This is a genomic window from Streptomyces sp. NPDC028907, from assembly GCF_055564995.1.
Map to the genome: position 1 here is coordinate 104,808 of NZ_JBVHVE010000019.1, position 14,557 is coordinate 119,364.

The following is a 14,557-nucleotide window of genomic DNA, read 5'->3' on the forward strand; positions in this document are numbered from 1 at the left end:
GGTCGGTGCGGGCTCCGGGGGCGGGACCGGGTGCGGCTCCGGGCTCGACGGATCGGGGCCCGGTGTCGGTCCCGGATGGACCGGGTCCGTATACGGGTTGGTCATGGCGTCCTCCAGCCAGTCCGTGACATCGGCTCTGGACTACTCCCCCGCGTACCCGATGGCCGCTCCACCAGTCACTCACCCGCGTCAGTGCGGGCGCCCAAGTGGCCCGTCGAGGGCGGTCGGCGAAACCGCCCCTCGTGGGTGCCGCCCTTGATCAGAACCGCTCGGGGTGCTCCCGCAGCCAGTCCTTCGCCGCCTCCAGCAGGCCGGGGTCGGCCGCCGGGGCCTCGTCGGGGTGACGCTCGGCCCACTTCACGACGTACGGGCACAGCGGCGCGACGACGACTCCCTCGCGCGCCGCCATGCCATACAGCTCACGTGCCAGGGAGCCGGCGATGCCCTTCCCCTCGTGAGCCGGTTCCACGACGGTGTGGACGGGCACGAGGGCGCGTGCCGGGGCTTCGAGGACGAAGTACTCGATACGGCCGGTGACTTCGTCGCCCAGCAGGGCCTCCAGGCGGCCCGCCGCCCGTTCGTCGCGGATCTCGATGTCGCTCATGGCACGCTCCTGGTCCGGCTTCGGTGGGACGACGGGTGCGCTCAGGCCACCGGCACGGCCTGCGGGCTGCGCTCCTGGTCGGAGCCCGGCACCGGCTCGGACGGGTCGGCGCCCAGGGCCACGATCCGGTTGTCGCCGTCCACGTGCACGACCTTCGGCTCGAACGCCCGCGCCTCGGCGTCGTCCAACTGCGCGTAACTGATGATGATCACCAGGTCACCGGGGTGGACGAGATGGGCGGCGGCACCGTTGATCCCCACGACCCCCGAGCCGCGCTCGCCCTCGATGACGTATGTCTCCAGGCGGGCACCGTTGGTGATGTCGACGATGTGGACGAGCTCACCGGGCAGCAGGTCGGCGGCGTCGAGGAGGTCCGCGTCGATGGTCACCGAGCCCACGTAGTGCAGGTCGGCCTGGGTGACGGTGGCGCGGTGGATCTTGGACTTGAACAGAGTACGCAGCACTTTGGACTCCTGAAAAGACGGCTCCCTGCCTGCTTTGTGCAGGTCAAGGGCGGTCTTCACTCTACAGGGGCACGCGTCGAAGTCGACGATTGTGAGGAACATCGCTCTCGTTGGGGATAGGGCTCCCTGCCTGGGTTCCCGCGCCAACTAGGCTGTTGTGACGCCACCGACCAGGTGCCTGTTCGGACAGTCTTCTCAGGATGTTCGGGAACTGATGCTGACCAGATACTGACTCACCTGACGCCTCATCAGGTGCATGCGGGTCACAGGATGACTCGCTGCCCGGGAGCCCACACTGCAGCCCGAAAGATTCGCGAGGAGCTGACACAGCCGGCGTCAGGCGCACGGCCTTCGCGTCGTACCAGTAGATTTCAGGAATCCTCAGTTCTACGACCGAGAAGCCACCGACGCTCTCCCGACCAGTGAGCCGTCTCGTTCCGTTGCCACGACGGGGCCGACCGAATGCTGGTGGCCGCCGACAGGACGCGGGTGTGCTGGTCGAGTCTCGGTGGGGCAGGCAGAACCCCGACCCCACCCGGGTGTTGGTCAGACCTTGGCCTCAAGTACGCCCAACGCCGTATGGAGAACCGGCTCCACGCACAGGCGCGTCCCGTCCCGGTCGAACACCTGGAGAGCCTCCAGGCAGCCGACGGCCCCGCGCCTCCCCGGACGAGAGACCGGCCATCCCAGCCGCGGTGACGAGGCAGGCGTCGTCATGCCAGTCGGTACCGAGCTGCTCGACGACCCCGTCGTAGACGGCCTTGAGGATGTCGTTCTCCAGCAGCCCGACAGCGTCGACGAACTGGTCGGCGCCACTGCTCTGCTCCAGCCACGACGTCAGGTCCGCCAGCACCCGGTCCTGGTCCGGTCGGCGATCACGCAGCTGCAGCGCCTTGCCCAGCAGGTATGGCCGGCCACCGGTCGTCTCCGCCAGGCGCGCCAGCCGTTCATCCGTCTCGCACAGGCTGTGGTGCTGCGTCCAGGTCGCGCCTCCCTCGACTCGGGCCGGGCAGCGCTCCTGATCGACCGCGACACCTCGCATGGGCGAGAGGTCGATCATCAGCCGCCGATGCACACAGCTTTTCCAGCGATGTTGTGCCCGCCTCCTCGTACCGAGACCCGTAGGTCGTGCTCACGGGCAAAGCTGACGGCCCCGACGACGTCGGCCGCTCCGGAGCAGCGGGCGATCAGCGCGAGCCGGTGGTCGATCAGGCCGTTCCACACCGTCGGCTACCGAGCGCGTGGGTGCGGGACGGCCTTCCTGGCCCTGCACCCGACCGCAGGGGCCCATAAAACATCCTAAAATTGAACAAGTTATCCATGGATGATCGAGGGCAACGTGTCGGCCAACGGTGTGGCTTCGAGCTCGTACCCGTTCGGCGCCGCGAGTGTCGGCGAAGCGCCCGAGCGCGACGACGCGCTGGTCAGTGCCGTGGTCAGTGCCGTGGAGGTGACCGGAGCGCATGCCGGAAGCGTGTTCCTGGTCTCCGGCGACCATCGCTCGCTCGTAGTGGCCGCGTCGTGCGGGACGCCGCCCACCCAGGTCAGCGGATGGCGTCGGATCCCGGTGAACAGCGGTCTGCCGGTGGCGGCGGCGTACCGCTCCGGGCGCATGGTCCACCTGGCCGGCGCGGAGGAGACGATGCGGCGCTTCCCCCAGCTCGCGGTCGCTCTGCCCTACCCGTTCGGCTCTGCCTCGGTCCCCGTACGGGCGGGCGAGCGGACCTTCGGTGCCATGGCCGTGGTGTGGACGCCCAGGCCGGACGGGACAGGACTGTCCAGGGCGCAGCGCCGGCAGCTGCGCTCGGTCGTCAACCGACTGGGCACCACCCTCGCCGGACTGCGAGCCCTCGGCGCGCTCGGTGAGTACGACGAGCGGGCGGCTCCGATCGTGGTCCCGCTGCCCTCCGCACCGGTGATCCGGGTGGGCCTCTTCGACTGGAACCTCGACAGCGGAGCACTCACGGCCGACGACGAGCTGTGCGCGATCTTCGGAATCCCGCCCCGCGAGTTCGACGGACGGGCCGCCACCCTGGCGGACATGATCGAGCCCGCCGATCTGCCCGGCCTCCGGTCCGCCGCCCGTGCCGCGGTCGCGGAAGGCCACGTACTGGCGCATTGCCTGCACATCCGGGACGGCCGCGGGGGCCATCGCGCCGTCGAACTGTGGGGCCGGGTGCCCGAGAGCCCCGACGGCCCGGAAGCCTCGTCCCATCTGGTCGGCGCCGTACTCGACTCCGGAAGCGGCATGGCCGCCGTGGCAGCGATCGAGCGGCTCACGGACGGCTTCTTCGCACTCTCGCCCGACGGACGCCTCTCGTACGCCAACCACAGCCTGGAGAATCTGCTTCGGGTCCGCCAGGACGAACTGCTCGGCCGACGCCCCTGGGACGTCCTGCCCTGGCTGGCCGATCCCGTGTACGAGGACCGCTACCGGGCCGCCCTGGTCTCCCAGCAACCGGTCTCCTTCCTGGTCCGTCGCCCACCGGACGAATGGCTGGTCTTCTCCCTCCACCCGGGCGCGCAGGGCATGACGGGGTGGGCGGTACCCGTGCGGCAGCCCGTACCGGCCGGCACCGGTCCCGGGGCACCCGTCGCGGAAGGCGGGCCGCCCGCCTCCTTGCCGCCTCCGCCTGCGGCCCCGCGCGTGGGTTCCCTCTACCGGGTGCTCACGCTGGGCAGCGCGCTCACCGAGGCGGTCACCGCACACGAGGTGTTCGAGGCCGTCGCCGAGCAGCTGCTGCCCGCTTTCGGCGGCCAGAAGCTGGCGATCTCCGTGGTGGAGGAGCGGCGCCTGCACCTGCTCGCTCAGCGCGGCTACTCGAAGCGCTTTCTCGCCCGGTTCGAAGGCACTCCGCTGCATGCCCGGCTGCCCGTGACGGACGCGCTGACCTCCGGGGCCCCGCTGTTCATCGAGTCCCGTGAGGCGCTCCTCGAGACCTACCCCGGGACCACGGTCAGTCACTCCAACTCCTGGGCGTTCCTGCCCTTGATCGCCTCGAACCGCCCGGTCGGCGTCTGCATGCTCGCCTTCGACGACGTCCACCGATTTCCCGACGAGGAACGCGGAGTCCTCACCGCGCTGGGCGGCCTGATCGCCCAGGCCCTGGAACGCGCCAGGCTCTACGACGCCGAATTCGCCCTTGCCCGCGGCCTGCAGAGCGCGCTGCTTCCGCACCGGCTGCCCACGCTGCCGGGCCTCCGTGTCACCGGGCGCTATCTTCCGGGCACCAGGGGGATGGACATCGGCGGCGACTGGTACGACGTCATCCCCACCGGCGACGAGGTCGCGCTGATCGTCGGGGACGTCGAGGGGCACAACGTCGCCGCCGCGGCCGCCATGGGCCAGCTGCGCAGCGCGGTGCGGGCCTTCGTCACGGCCGGCCACCGCCCGAGCGACGTCGTCGCCGACACCAACCGGCTCCACATGGACCTCGACCCGGCGCTGCTCGCCAGCTGCTGCTTCGCCCGCTTCCATCCCCGCTCGGGGATGGTCCGCATCGTCCGTGCCGGCCACCTCCCGCCCTTGCTGCGCCTGCCCGACGGGCAGGCCGAAGTCCTGGATGTGCCCGGCGGCCCTCTGCTCGGCATCGACGCCGCGGCACGCTTCCCGGAGTCGGAGCTGCGCCTCGTACCCGGGTCGGTCCTGGCCCTGTACACGGACGGGCTGATCGAGAGGCGCCACTCGGACATCGGTTCCGACATCGACCGACTCCGGGCCTCGCTGGCGCACATGGGCGGGAGCCGACTGGAGGACCTGGCCGACGGGCTGCTGAGGGACGCCTGCCGGTCCTCCCCCGACAGGGCCGACGACATCGCACTCCTGCTCACCGAGTACGCCCCGTCGCAGACGGCCGCAAAGGGAGCCGCTTAGCCCCCGACGCCGCTGTCACTTACCCCAGATCTTCCGGTACGCCTCCTGGTAACCCGAGGGGTCCCAGGCTGTGGCACCGTCGCTGTTGCCGACCGTGGTGATGTGGACGGGGGCCACATATCCGCTGGCCGGACGACCGGAGAAGGCTCGGTTGAACTCGTCGACGATCTGCCAGCCCTGCTGGGACAGCGGCTCGGGCACGGTGGCCGACTGGTACTGCTCGCTGTTGATGCGCTGGAAGGCGGACGGGTCACCGTCGCCGGCGCCGATGTTGAACGGCGGACCGGACCCTTTCCTGCCAGCCGCACGGAATGCAGGGGCGGCATCGGCGAAGTAGAGGTCGTTGATGGCGACGGAGTACGTCCACCGGTCCTGGAAGCGGGAGAGAAGTGAGGAGACTTCCCGGGGCGTGCGGCTGCTCGCGTCCGGAATCGGGATGTTCTGGTACGCCAGCAGTTTCACGCCCGAGCAGGCGGCGAGTTCCTTCCGGATCAGCTCGGACTTGTTCTTGGCGAAGGGGATCGAGGCGTCGGTGAAGACCACGACTCCGGCGGTGCCGTTGGAGCGCGAAATGACCCATTGCGCGCTGACCCTGGCCACGTCCTCGACTTTGGTGGTGACGTTGGTGAAGAGTGCCGGCCGTCGGCTGGGGCCGGGGGCGGCGACCGCGTGCCAGCCGATGAGCGGGATGCGAGCCGCGCCCGCCCGCGCCACCTGCTGCGAGGTCGAGTTGGGGTCGAAGCCTCCGATGACGATGCCCGACGGCCTGAGCGCCACCGCATCGCTCATCGCCGCCTGGATGCCGGCGGGGGTACCGCCGCCGTCGATCACCCGGACGTTCCAGCCGATGACCCGCGCGGCTCTCCGCACGCCGTCGGCGACGCCCGCGACTCCGGGGTTGGTCATGGTCTGGGCGACGTAGACGATGGTCTTGGCTGCCACCGCCGTGGGGCCGCTGGTCGGTCCGTTCCAGGGGACGTCGGTCTGCTCCGCCCGAGTCACGGCGGCCCGGGCGCGGGCTTGGACGTCAGGGCAGCCGCTCGGGCCCGAGGTGGCGTCCCCCGGGCCGCTCGACGAGCCGCGTTCGCAACCGGCCAGGACGACTGCCGCGGCCAGCAGGGCGCCGGCGACGGACCGGGCCTTGAAACCGCCGGGCACGGCCTTGCGGTGGTAGTGCACGGAAGCTCCTCGCGGAGGGATGAACGGGAGGATGCGGGCCGGGCGCAGTGATGCCGGCCAGGGCGTGGGTCATGGAGTGCTGCCCGACGGGCCGTCCTCCTGCCTCGGGGATGACGGCGGCTCAGGGGTCCCGGCGGGCGAATCGCGGGCCGCGACGGCACCGGTGCGCAGCCGGCGGCGAGCGGCGTAACCGGCCAGGCCGACGGCGAGGAGCAGGGTGCCACCGTGGAACAACGGGATCGTCCAGAAGTCGGCGCCCATCTGCCCGATGCCGGTGAGGCCGACGGCGAGGACGGCGACGGCGACCACCGTGCCCATGGCGTTGGGGCGGCCGGGTTTGATCGCGGTGGAGCCGAGGAGGGCGCCGACGAAGGCGGGCAGCAGGTAGTCGAGGCCGACGCTCGGATTGCCGATCTGCTGCTGGGCCGCGAGCAGCACGCCGGCGAAGCCGACGATCAGCCCCGATGCGGCGAAGGCGTAGACGGTGTACTTGCGGATCGGGATGCCGACGAGGTCGGCGGCGCGCGGGTTGGCCCCGACGACGTACAGGTACCGGCCGAGCGGCAGCCGCTCGAGCACCAGCCAGAGGGCGGCCGCGAGCGCGAGCACGTAGAAGGCGGGGACCGGAAGGCCGAGGAACGTGGAGTTGTAGATGTCGGTGAAGGCGGCCGGGAGGCCCCCCGGGCCGGGAACGATCCGGCCGCCGTCGGTGATCCAGCCGGTCAGCGCGTACAGCATGCTGCCGGTCCCGAGCGTGGCGATGAACGAGTCGATCCGCCCGAACTCGACGATGACACCGTTGAGGACGCCCACGGCGCCCCCTCCGACGATCACCGCGAGGCAGGCGAGCGGCCAGGGCCACCCGCTGACCGCGACGAGTTGCATCACCATGACGTGCGCCAGGCCGAGGCCGTAGCCGATGGAGAGGTCGAACGCGCCGGTCACGATGGGGACCATGGCGGCGAGCGCGAGGATGGCCGGGATCGACTGGTTGGACAGGATCGAGTCGACGGTGTCCCGGGTGGGAAAGGTACGCGGCAGAGCGAGGGAGAAGATCAGGAAGAGCAGGGCGGTAAGGACCAGGAGGCCGTATGCGCCGATGAGGTGCCCGCCGGGTCGGCCCGGCCCGGCCAGTCGGCCGAGTCGGCTCAGCAGGCCCGGTCGACGTGGCTGCCTCCGGGGCGAGGACGGGGAGGGCGGGGCGGTCACGGGTTCGTCGCGGTTCCGGAGGGGGGCATGGCCGAGGCCGCCCGGGTGAGCCCCGCGACCGTGAGAGCCGGACCGCTCAGCTCGGCTGCCACGGTCCCGCGGACGAAGACCAGAGCACGTCGGCACACCCCCGCGACCTCCTCGAAGTCGGTGGAGATGAGGAGGACGGCGAGGCCCGCGGCCAGCGCCTCGTCGAGCAGGCGGTGGATCGCGGCCTTGGCACCGATGTCCACGCTCGCCGTCGGTTCCTCGAGGATCAGCAGGCGCAGCTCCACCCGGAGCCACCGGCCGATCATGACCTTCTGCTGGTTTCCGCCCGACAGGGTGGCGATGGGCGCCTCGCTGTCGCGGGGACGCACCGAGAACCGTTCGATCAGAGTGGTGGCCTCGCCGCGTTCGCTGCGGGGACTGATCCAGCGCGGCGCCGACCGGCCTCCCGCGCGGGGGTTGGCCAGGAGGTTCTCCCTTACGGTCAGCTCGTCGAGGCAGCCCTCACGCTGCCTGTCACCGGGCACGAAGGCGACACCGAGCCCGACGGCGTCGGCGACCGTGCGCGGACTGTACGGGCGGCCGCCGAGGACGGCGCGTCCGCCGAGAAGGGGCCGGCAACCCGCGAGGGCTCGCCCCAGGGCCATGTGTCCGGCGCCCGAGAGGCCGACCAGACCGAGGACTTCTCCGACCCTTAGCTCCAGGTCCACCGGTCCTGTACCGGCTGTCCGTACGCCGTCGAGGGTCAGGACGGCCGGGCCGCCGGCCGGGGCCGTGGCGGGGGTGAGGGTCCCCCCGCTCGCGCGAAGCCGAGAGTGGGGGAGGTCGGGCAGTTCCTCGCCGATGATGTCGTGCACCAGGCGGGCCGGGGTGCGGTCCGCCAGGGAGCCGTGGCTGACGAGGTGGCCGTCGCGCAGGACGGCGAAGGTGTCGGCGACCTCGTACACCTCGTCCAGGCGGTGGCTGACGTAGAGGATGCCGTGCCCCCGGTCGCGCAGGGCGTGCAGGACGCGGAACAGCCGGGCACAGTCGGCGGCCGGGAGGCGGGCGGTCGGTTCGTCGAGGACGATGAGCTGCGCCCGTGCCGCCAGGGCTCGTGCGATGGCGACCAGGGAGCGCTCGGCCGGGGGTAGGTGGGCGATCGGGGCGTCGGGATCGAGATGTCCGGCGACGATCGCCAGTGCCTCGGTGCACCGCTCTCGGGTCCGCCGCCAGGAGATCAGTCCGGCGCGGCGCGGATACCCGGTGCTCAGGGCGATGTTCTCGGCGACCGTCATCCATTCCACGAGGCCGAGGTCCTGGTGGATGAAGGACATGCTCCCGGAGGCGGCATGGCTGCCCAGCGGCTGCCCGGCCACGGTGATCTGCCCGGCGTCGGCGTGGTGGACGCCGGCGAGGACCTTGATGAGCGTGGACTTTCCGGCTCCGTTGGGACCGAGGAGGGCGAGGACGCTACCGGTGTGGACGTCGAGGTCGACCCCGGCCAGCGCGAGGGTCCCGCCGAACCGCTTGGAGAGCCCGCGGATACGGACCAGGGGCCCCGCCCCGATGGGTGGGACCGCCTGCGCAGAGGTGTCGTGAGCATCGTGCACGGACATCTCCGGGGGTCGGACTGGTGAGTTCTTCCCGACTTGCGTCAGTGAGCCTAGCCGGGAACATCACGGCATTTCAGGCATTTTGCTGCTCTCTGTGACTCCAACGGGCCAGTGGGCCACCCTGCTCTTCAGTCCCTCAGACGGCGTCGAGCCCGCATTCGGCCCAGATGACCTTGCCCTCCGGTGTGTAGCGCGTGCCCCAGCTCTCTGCCAGCTGGGCGACGAGGAACAGGCCGCGACCGCCCTCGTCGGTGGTGGCTGCCCTGCGCAGGTGTGGGGCGGTGTTGCTGGTGTCGGAGACCTCGCAGATCAGGGTGCGGTCGTGGAGCAGCCGTACCCGGATGGGCCCCGCGCCGTGGCGGATGGCGTTCGTGACCAGCTCACTGAGCATCAGTTCAGCGGTGAACGCGACCTCGTCGAGCCCCCAGTCGGCCAGTTGCCGGGTGGCGAAGGAGCGGACTTCGCTGACGAGGGCCGGATCCGCGGGCAGATCCCGGGTGGCGATCCGCCCCGGGTCCAGGGCATGGGTGCGGGCAACGAGCAGGGCTATGTCGTCGTAGGGGTGGGGCGGCGCCACGGTGTCGAGGACCGCCTGGCAGGTCTCGTCGGGTCCGCGCTCCGGGTGGGCCAGGACCTCGCGCAGCTGATCGAGGACCATGTCGACGTCGCGGTGCCGGTCCTCGATGAGTCCGTCGGTGTAGAGGACCAGCTGGCTGCCTTCGGGGAGGTGGATCTCGGCGGCTTCGAAGGGCAGACCTCCGAGGCCGAGCGGGGGCCCGGCGGGCAGGTCGGGGAACGACACCGTGCCGTCGGGGCGGACCAGAGCGGGCGGGGGGTGGCCGGCGCGGGCCATGGTGCACTGCTGCGAGGTCGGGTCGTAGATCGCGTACAGACAGGTCCCGCCGATGATGCCGGCGCCCTCGGCGGCGGGCTCCTCCCGGTCCAGGCGTCCGACGAGGTTGTCGAGGTGGGTGAGGACCTCGTCGGGGGGAAAGTCGAGCTCGGCGAAGCTGCGTGCGGCGGTTCGCACCCGGCCCATGGTGGCGGCGGACAACAAACCGTGGCCGACGACGTCACCGACGAAGAGGCCGACGCGGGTGCCGGACAGGGGGATGACGTCGTACCAGTCTCCCCCGACGTCGGATTCGGCGGGCAGGTAACGGTGGGCGACCTCGACGGCGTCCTGGTCGGGCTGTCCGTGCGGCAGCAGGCTGCGCTGCAGGGCCAGGACCATGGTGCGTTCGCGCGTGTAGCGGCGGGCGTTGTCGATGGACAGCGCGGCGCGGGTGGCGAGCTCCTGCGCCAGCGAGCGGTCGTCGTCTCCGAAGGGGGCGGGATCCTCCGCCCGATAGAAACCGGCGACCCCCAGCACGACGCCGCGGGCGACCAGGGGCACCGCGATGAGGGAGTGGACGTGGCTCAGCAGTTGTTCGGAGTGCTCGGGGTCCTGTGCGAGCCACCCAGCGGCGGCCTGCAGGTCCGGTTCCAGCACTGCCTGCCCACTCATCAGACACCGCGTCTGCGGCGCCGTCGGGCGGTAGTCGATGCGCTTGCCCACCGGGCTGAAGGGACAGCCGTCGCGAATGCCGTGAACCACCGCACGGCGCAGGTCACTGCGTGGATCGGCGGACTCCTCACCGCGCAGTACGGCCTCGGGCAGGTCGATGGTGACGAAGTCGGCCAGTCGCGGCACCGCAGTCTCGGCGAGTTCCCGGGCCGTGCGGCGCACGTCCAGGGTGGTGCCGATGTGGACGCTGGCCTCGGACAGCAACTCCAGGCGGCGCCGCGCGGCCAGGGCGTACGTCCCCACGTGCGGCTCCCCCACCATCACGAGTCCCCTGGCGGAGGGCGGGGAGTCGGGCCGATCGTCCGTCACGCCGTCGGTGTCGGCGGTAGTGCGGCCCTCGCCGGCCACGGCGGGCCGGCCGGGTGCCGTCTCGGGAGGATCCTGCCCGGACGGTGGGATGAGGGAGAGATGCCCGGATGCCACGGTGATGGGAACGGCCCCGGAGAGCGGGAGGACAGAGGCGACGGCAGGTTCGGCGGGGAAGCCCAGCGGCTCGTCGACCTGGTGCGGGATGGCGCGAGGCGCGCGAAGTGCGGGGCCGGGGAGAACGGCCTCGACGGCGATGCCCTCCACTCCGGAGACACTCGTCATCAGGCGGCTCACGAGCGTGACCCGTCGGCCGTCGGGCAGGGGCACGTCGACGGCGGCCCGCTGTGCGCGGGAGATCAACTCGGCGGCCTTCTCCATGAGGATCGCCCGGTCGCGGGGGTGTAGCTCCAGGGCCAGTTCCTCCACCCCGATGCGATGCTGAAGGCTTGCAGCGGCCTCGGCTCCGGTGGCCCGGTAGGCCCGAAGCAGAGCGCGCTCACGTGCGGAACTCTGCCCCAGCAGCCGCCGCTCGATAGCCTCGGCCGCCTTGCGTATCACGGCGTCCAGCGCCGGATTATCGGCGCTGCGGGGATAGCCGAAGCACAGAGCGCCCTCGATGCGGCCACTGAGGGGGTCGCGGAGGGGAAGCGCGCGGCAGGCGCTGCCTTGGGAACGCTCGGCGAAGTGCTCAGCACCATAGACCCGGATGAGCTGCCGCTCCGCCAGGGCAAGACCGATGCCGTTGGTACCGGCGACCTGCTCGGCGAACACGAACCCCGGGACGCTCTGGATGGCCGGCAGAGTTCTGGCCAGCGACGCCTCTCCGAAACGGCGCAGGAGCACCGTCCCGCTCGCATCGGCGACGGAGATGTTCATCGCGCTGCCGGCGAATGTGGACTGCAGGCGGTCGAGCACCGGCACGGCTGCGTGGACCATCCGTCCGTCCGGATCGAAATCCGCCCGGTAGGGAAGGTCGGTCTGGTCCGGCGACAGCCCCAGGGTCCGGCAGCGCTGCCAGGAATTCAGGATCGAGGTTCGCACACCCGCCCCGACCGGATCACCCTGCAGAAACCGCTCGCGGAAACGGGCGGGCCCCGTGCCGCCTGTCGCACGCCTCGCCGGTATCGGTTCGCCGCCGGACCGATCCACGCTTCGTCTCACGCCTTCGACAATCCACTCTTCGGAAATATCTGGCATTGACGAGGATACGGGCATTAGCGGCACCAGGACACTAGTCATGATTCGCAAGGTTCCTCACGCACGGTAACCGGACCGGCTCTGTCACAGGACCGCGACCGGGTTGACGGGCGAGCCCGTCCCTCCCGGTACGTTCAGCGGCGCCACGACGAGCAGGAACTCATTCCGCCCCGCCTCGGCAGTGGCGGCGGAGAGCTCCTCCAGGTCCAGGTTGTCCAGCAGCGGCACCCCCATCGCGGCCAAGGCCAGGGCGTGGACCGGCGAGTGCACACCGTCCACGGGCGAGGGTCGTACATCACTGTCGCCGTCTCCGCCGAGCAGCGCGATGCCACGCTCGGCCAGCAGCGGCACGGCGTCCACGTGAAATCCCGCGCTCGCCGTGTCGGGGTCCCAGGCACCGAGCTCCTCGCGGCGGCGGACGTGCCCGGAGCGCAGCAGTACTGCGTCGCCCTCGCCGATCGTCACATCGAGCGCCTTCTCCGCAGCAACGATGTCCTTGGCGTGCACCGCTTGCCCCGGCTCCAGCCAGGGGATCCCGAGCACGGCGGGGAGGTCGAGGAGCACGCCTCTCGTGACGAGGGGCCCGAGCGTCGACACCGCACCGAAGCGGGCGCCTGCGGCACCGACGACCTCGTGTGCCGTGCGCCCGTCGTAGAGCTGCCCCCGGTAGGCGATGTGACACAGCGCGTCGAGATGCGTGATGCCCTTGCCGTGGTAGTCGGCGGCGATGAAGTCCTTGTGGGTGGAGGGTTCCGGCGCCCCCACGTCACCGAGGTCGGTCATGTGGTGCAGGGCGGGCTTGCGGTTGCCGGGACCGGGTCGGGTGTTCCAGGGCAGCGCCAGCGGGACGACGATCCCTGACCGCACGCCGGCCCCGGCCTCCCGCACAAGGTCCGCGGTGACACGGTTCCAGGCGCCACGGTCGGCCGGGGACCAGCGACCCCATGCGCGAACCGCGTCGAAGAGCGCGTCGAACTCCCGGCGGGAGACGGCCGGCCCGTTGTCGGCACCGGTCGGCTTGGGGTTCGGGGCATCGAAGCTCATCTGCATTCACCGCTCCCAGCCTCGGAACGGCGCCGACGGCAGGGCGTCACCGGGCGCGACACAGATTGGGCCTCCGGGGGCGTGCACCCGGCTGACGTCGTGGCCTCGACGCCGTGACACGGAAAAGCTTCTTCCTCGTGATCAGAAAACCAGCTTCGCACATTCAGGGAGGGTGGTCTTGGGGCGGCTCTGAAAGTGCATCCAGGAAGTCATACCCGCGTTCAATTGAGCCGAGGCCGTCACTCAAACCTCGACGCGGCCGTAGCGTGCCGGAGTAGCCGGAAGAGCCTGACATCAGAGGCATCGACCACGCGCAGGCAGGTCACTTCCGTCAAAAACCTCTGACCATGGCTCGGCACCCCCGGATATGCGCGGCCGCCCCGGCGCTCGCGACTTGGGCTTCTTCTGGTCGCCACCTGCGCACATGCCCGGAAAGCCACCACCCGGGAACTGACGGCCCATCACGAAAGTCAGCAACGCCAGGACGCCACTGCGTCCGATGCTGACCATTTGCTGACCTCAACTCGGCTATCACGCCTCTGACCTGCAGAGATGACCAAGCGTTAGATCTTGGACTTGAACAGAGTACGCAGCACTTTGGACTCCTGAAAAGACGGCTCCCTGCCTGCTTTGTGCAGGTCAAGGGCGTTCCTCACTGTACCGCGGCACGCGCCGAAGTCGACGGCTGTGAGGAACATCGCTCCGGTCCTGTGAGAAGGGTCCCTGCCTGCGCCCGCAGGACGATCTGCCGGTGACCGTCTCCAGCCAGCCGCGCACCAGGTCCGAGGGCGTCGGCTCGGGCAGCAGCTCCGGCAGCCGGGCGGTGTAGCCGGTGCCACCGTCGCGGACGGTCCTGCCGAGGAACGCCACCGAGCGGGGCTGGACTCCGAGGTGGTCGAGCGCGACCGCGGCGCACACGGCTCCGTCAGCGGACAAAGCGGTACGGCGTGGGCCCTGGGCGCCGATGCCGTAGCGCAGGAGCATGGCGACGTCGGCCCGCACCGACTCCTCGCCGGTCTTGCGCGGCTTCATCGGTACCTCCGTTGCGTCGTCTCCGTCATCGCACGGTGACCGTGAAGATGAAGTACGCCGGGTCGTTGCCGGGGCTGCCCGTCGCGGTGCGGGCGTCGCCGTCGGGGCAGACGCCCAGCACGCAGTAGCTCATTCTGATCTTCGTGGTGCCCGCGGCAACGGCCTCAAAGGTGAAGGTCTGCGTACCGTCCCCACCCCCGACGGCACCGCCGTCGTCCTCGAAGTCGTCCTCCCTGCCGCCCTCCTGGCGCACTGTGGCACGGTCGGGACCGGGGCGCGCGATGCTCCAGTCCTGGCCCATCGAGGGGTTGGCCGGGAGCGTCAGCTCGAACACGTCGCCCGTGTCCACCTCGATGGACCGGTCTTCGGCCCCGAACGTCTCCGGGCCGAAGAAGCCGCACCCTGACAGCATCACGACCGTCAGCGGCACGGTCAGGGCGGTGGACAGGCGGTGGCTGCGTTTCACGGGGATCGGCGCGGATGGAGGCGTGCTCG

Annotated in this window: 12 protein-coding genes; 1 reads left to right on the top strand and 11 read right to left on the bottom strand. The window is 70.7% G+C overall.

The window, feature by feature from the left end; all coding sequences use genetic code 11:
- Nucleotides 1-259: 259 nt before the first annotated feature.
- The 4 genes from ACZ4UU_RS39695 to ACZ4UU_RS39710 form a co-directional block, all read right to left on the bottom strand.
- A complete protein-coding gene (locus tag ACZ4UU_RS39695; protein ID WP_471908286.1) occupies nt 260-604 on the bottom strand; it encodes a GNAT family N-acetyltransferase in 345 nt (114 codons plus the stop codon).
- A 41-nt stretch (nt 605-645) separates the two neighbouring features.
- Nucleotides 646-1,068, bottom strand: a complete 423-nt coding sequence (gene panD, locus ACZ4UU_RS39700; RefSeq protein WP_471908287.1) for an aspartate 1-decarboxylase — start codon at nt 1,066-1,068, stop codon at nt 646-648.
- A 559-nt stretch (nt 1,069-1,627) separates the two neighbouring features.
- Nucleotides 1,628-2,128: a hypothetical protein gene (locus ACZ4UU_RS39705; RefSeq protein WP_471908288.1), complete on the bottom strand. Its 501-nt coding sequence runs from the start codon at nt 2,126-2,128 to the stop codon at nt 1,628-1,630.
- Nucleotides 2,128-2,292, bottom strand: a complete 165-nt coding sequence (locus ACZ4UU_RS39710) for an FAD-binding protein (protein WP_471908289.1) — start codon at nt 2,290-2,292, stop codon at nt 2,128-2,130. Before ACZ4UU_RS39710 ends, ACZ4UU_RS39705 begins: the two co-directional genes overlap by 1 nt.
- A 100-nt stretch (nt 2,293-2,392) precedes the next feature.
- On the opposite strand from ACZ4UU_RS39710, the gene ACZ4UU_RS39715 reads away from it, so the two are divergent.
- Nucleotides 2,393-4,942 (top strand): SpoIIE family protein phosphatase, encoded by a 2,550-nt coding sequence (locus ACZ4UU_RS39715; protein ID WP_471908290.1) that lies wholly within the window; start codon nt 2,393-2,395, stop codon nt 4,940-4,942.
- Nucleotides 4,943-4,957: 15 nt separating this feature from the next.
- Here ACZ4UU_RS39715 and ACZ4UU_RS39720 read toward each other — a convergent pair whose 3' ends face one another.
- The 7 genes from ACZ4UU_RS39720 to ACZ4UU_RS39750 all read right to left on the bottom strand — a co-directional run bounded on the left by ACZ4UU_RS39720 (nt 4,958) and on the right by ACZ4UU_RS39750 (nt 14,528).
- Nucleotides 4,958-6,121 (bottom strand): substrate-binding domain-containing protein, encoded by a 1,164-nt coding sequence (locus ACZ4UU_RS39720; protein WP_471908291.1) that lies wholly within the window; start codon nt 6,119-6,121, stop codon nt 4,958-4,960.
- Nucleotides 6,122-6,190: 69 nt separating this feature from the next.
- Entirely contained in the window at nt 6,191-7,330 is a 1,140-nt protein-coding gene (locus ACZ4UU_RS39725; RefSeq protein WP_471908292.1) for an ABC transporter permease, read from the bottom strand.
- On the bottom strand, nt 7,327-8,910 hold the full coding sequence (locus ACZ4UU_RS39730; RefSeq protein WP_471908293.1) for a sugar ABC transporter ATP-binding protein: 1,584 nt from the start codon (nt 8,908-8,910) through the stop codon (nt 7,327-7,329). The genes ACZ4UU_RS39725 and ACZ4UU_RS39730 overlap by 4 nt, the downstream gene beginning before the upstream one ends.
- A 139-nt stretch (nt 8,911-9,049) precedes the next feature.
- Nucleotides 9,050-11,986 (bottom strand): SpoIIE family protein phosphatase, encoded by a 2,937-nt coding sequence (locus tag ACZ4UU_RS39735; RefSeq protein WP_471908294.1) that lies wholly within the window; start codon nt 11,984-11,986, stop codon nt 9,050-9,052.
- An 84-nt stretch (nt 11,987-12,070) separates the two neighbouring features.
- A complete protein-coding gene (locus ACZ4UU_RS39740) occupies nt 12,071-13,036 on the bottom strand; it encodes a cyclase family protein (protein ID WP_471908295.1) in 966 nt (321 codons plus the stop codon).
- A gap of 633 nt (nt 13,037-13,669) precedes the next feature.
- Nucleotides 13,670-14,062 carry a hypothetical protein gene (locus tag ACZ4UU_RS39745; protein WP_471908296.1) on the bottom strand — a complete coding sequence of 131 codons (393 nt, stop codon included), beginning with the start codon at nt 14,060-14,062 and terminating at the stop codon, nt 13,670-13,672.
- 25 nt (nt 14,063-14,087) lie between these two features.
- Nucleotides 14,088-14,528 (bottom strand): protease inhibitor I42 family protein, encoded by a 441-nt coding sequence (locus ACZ4UU_RS39750; RefSeq protein ID WP_471908297.1) that lies wholly within the window; start codon nt 14,526-14,528, stop codon nt 14,088-14,090.
- Nucleotides 14,529-14,557 lie beyond the last annotated feature (29 nt).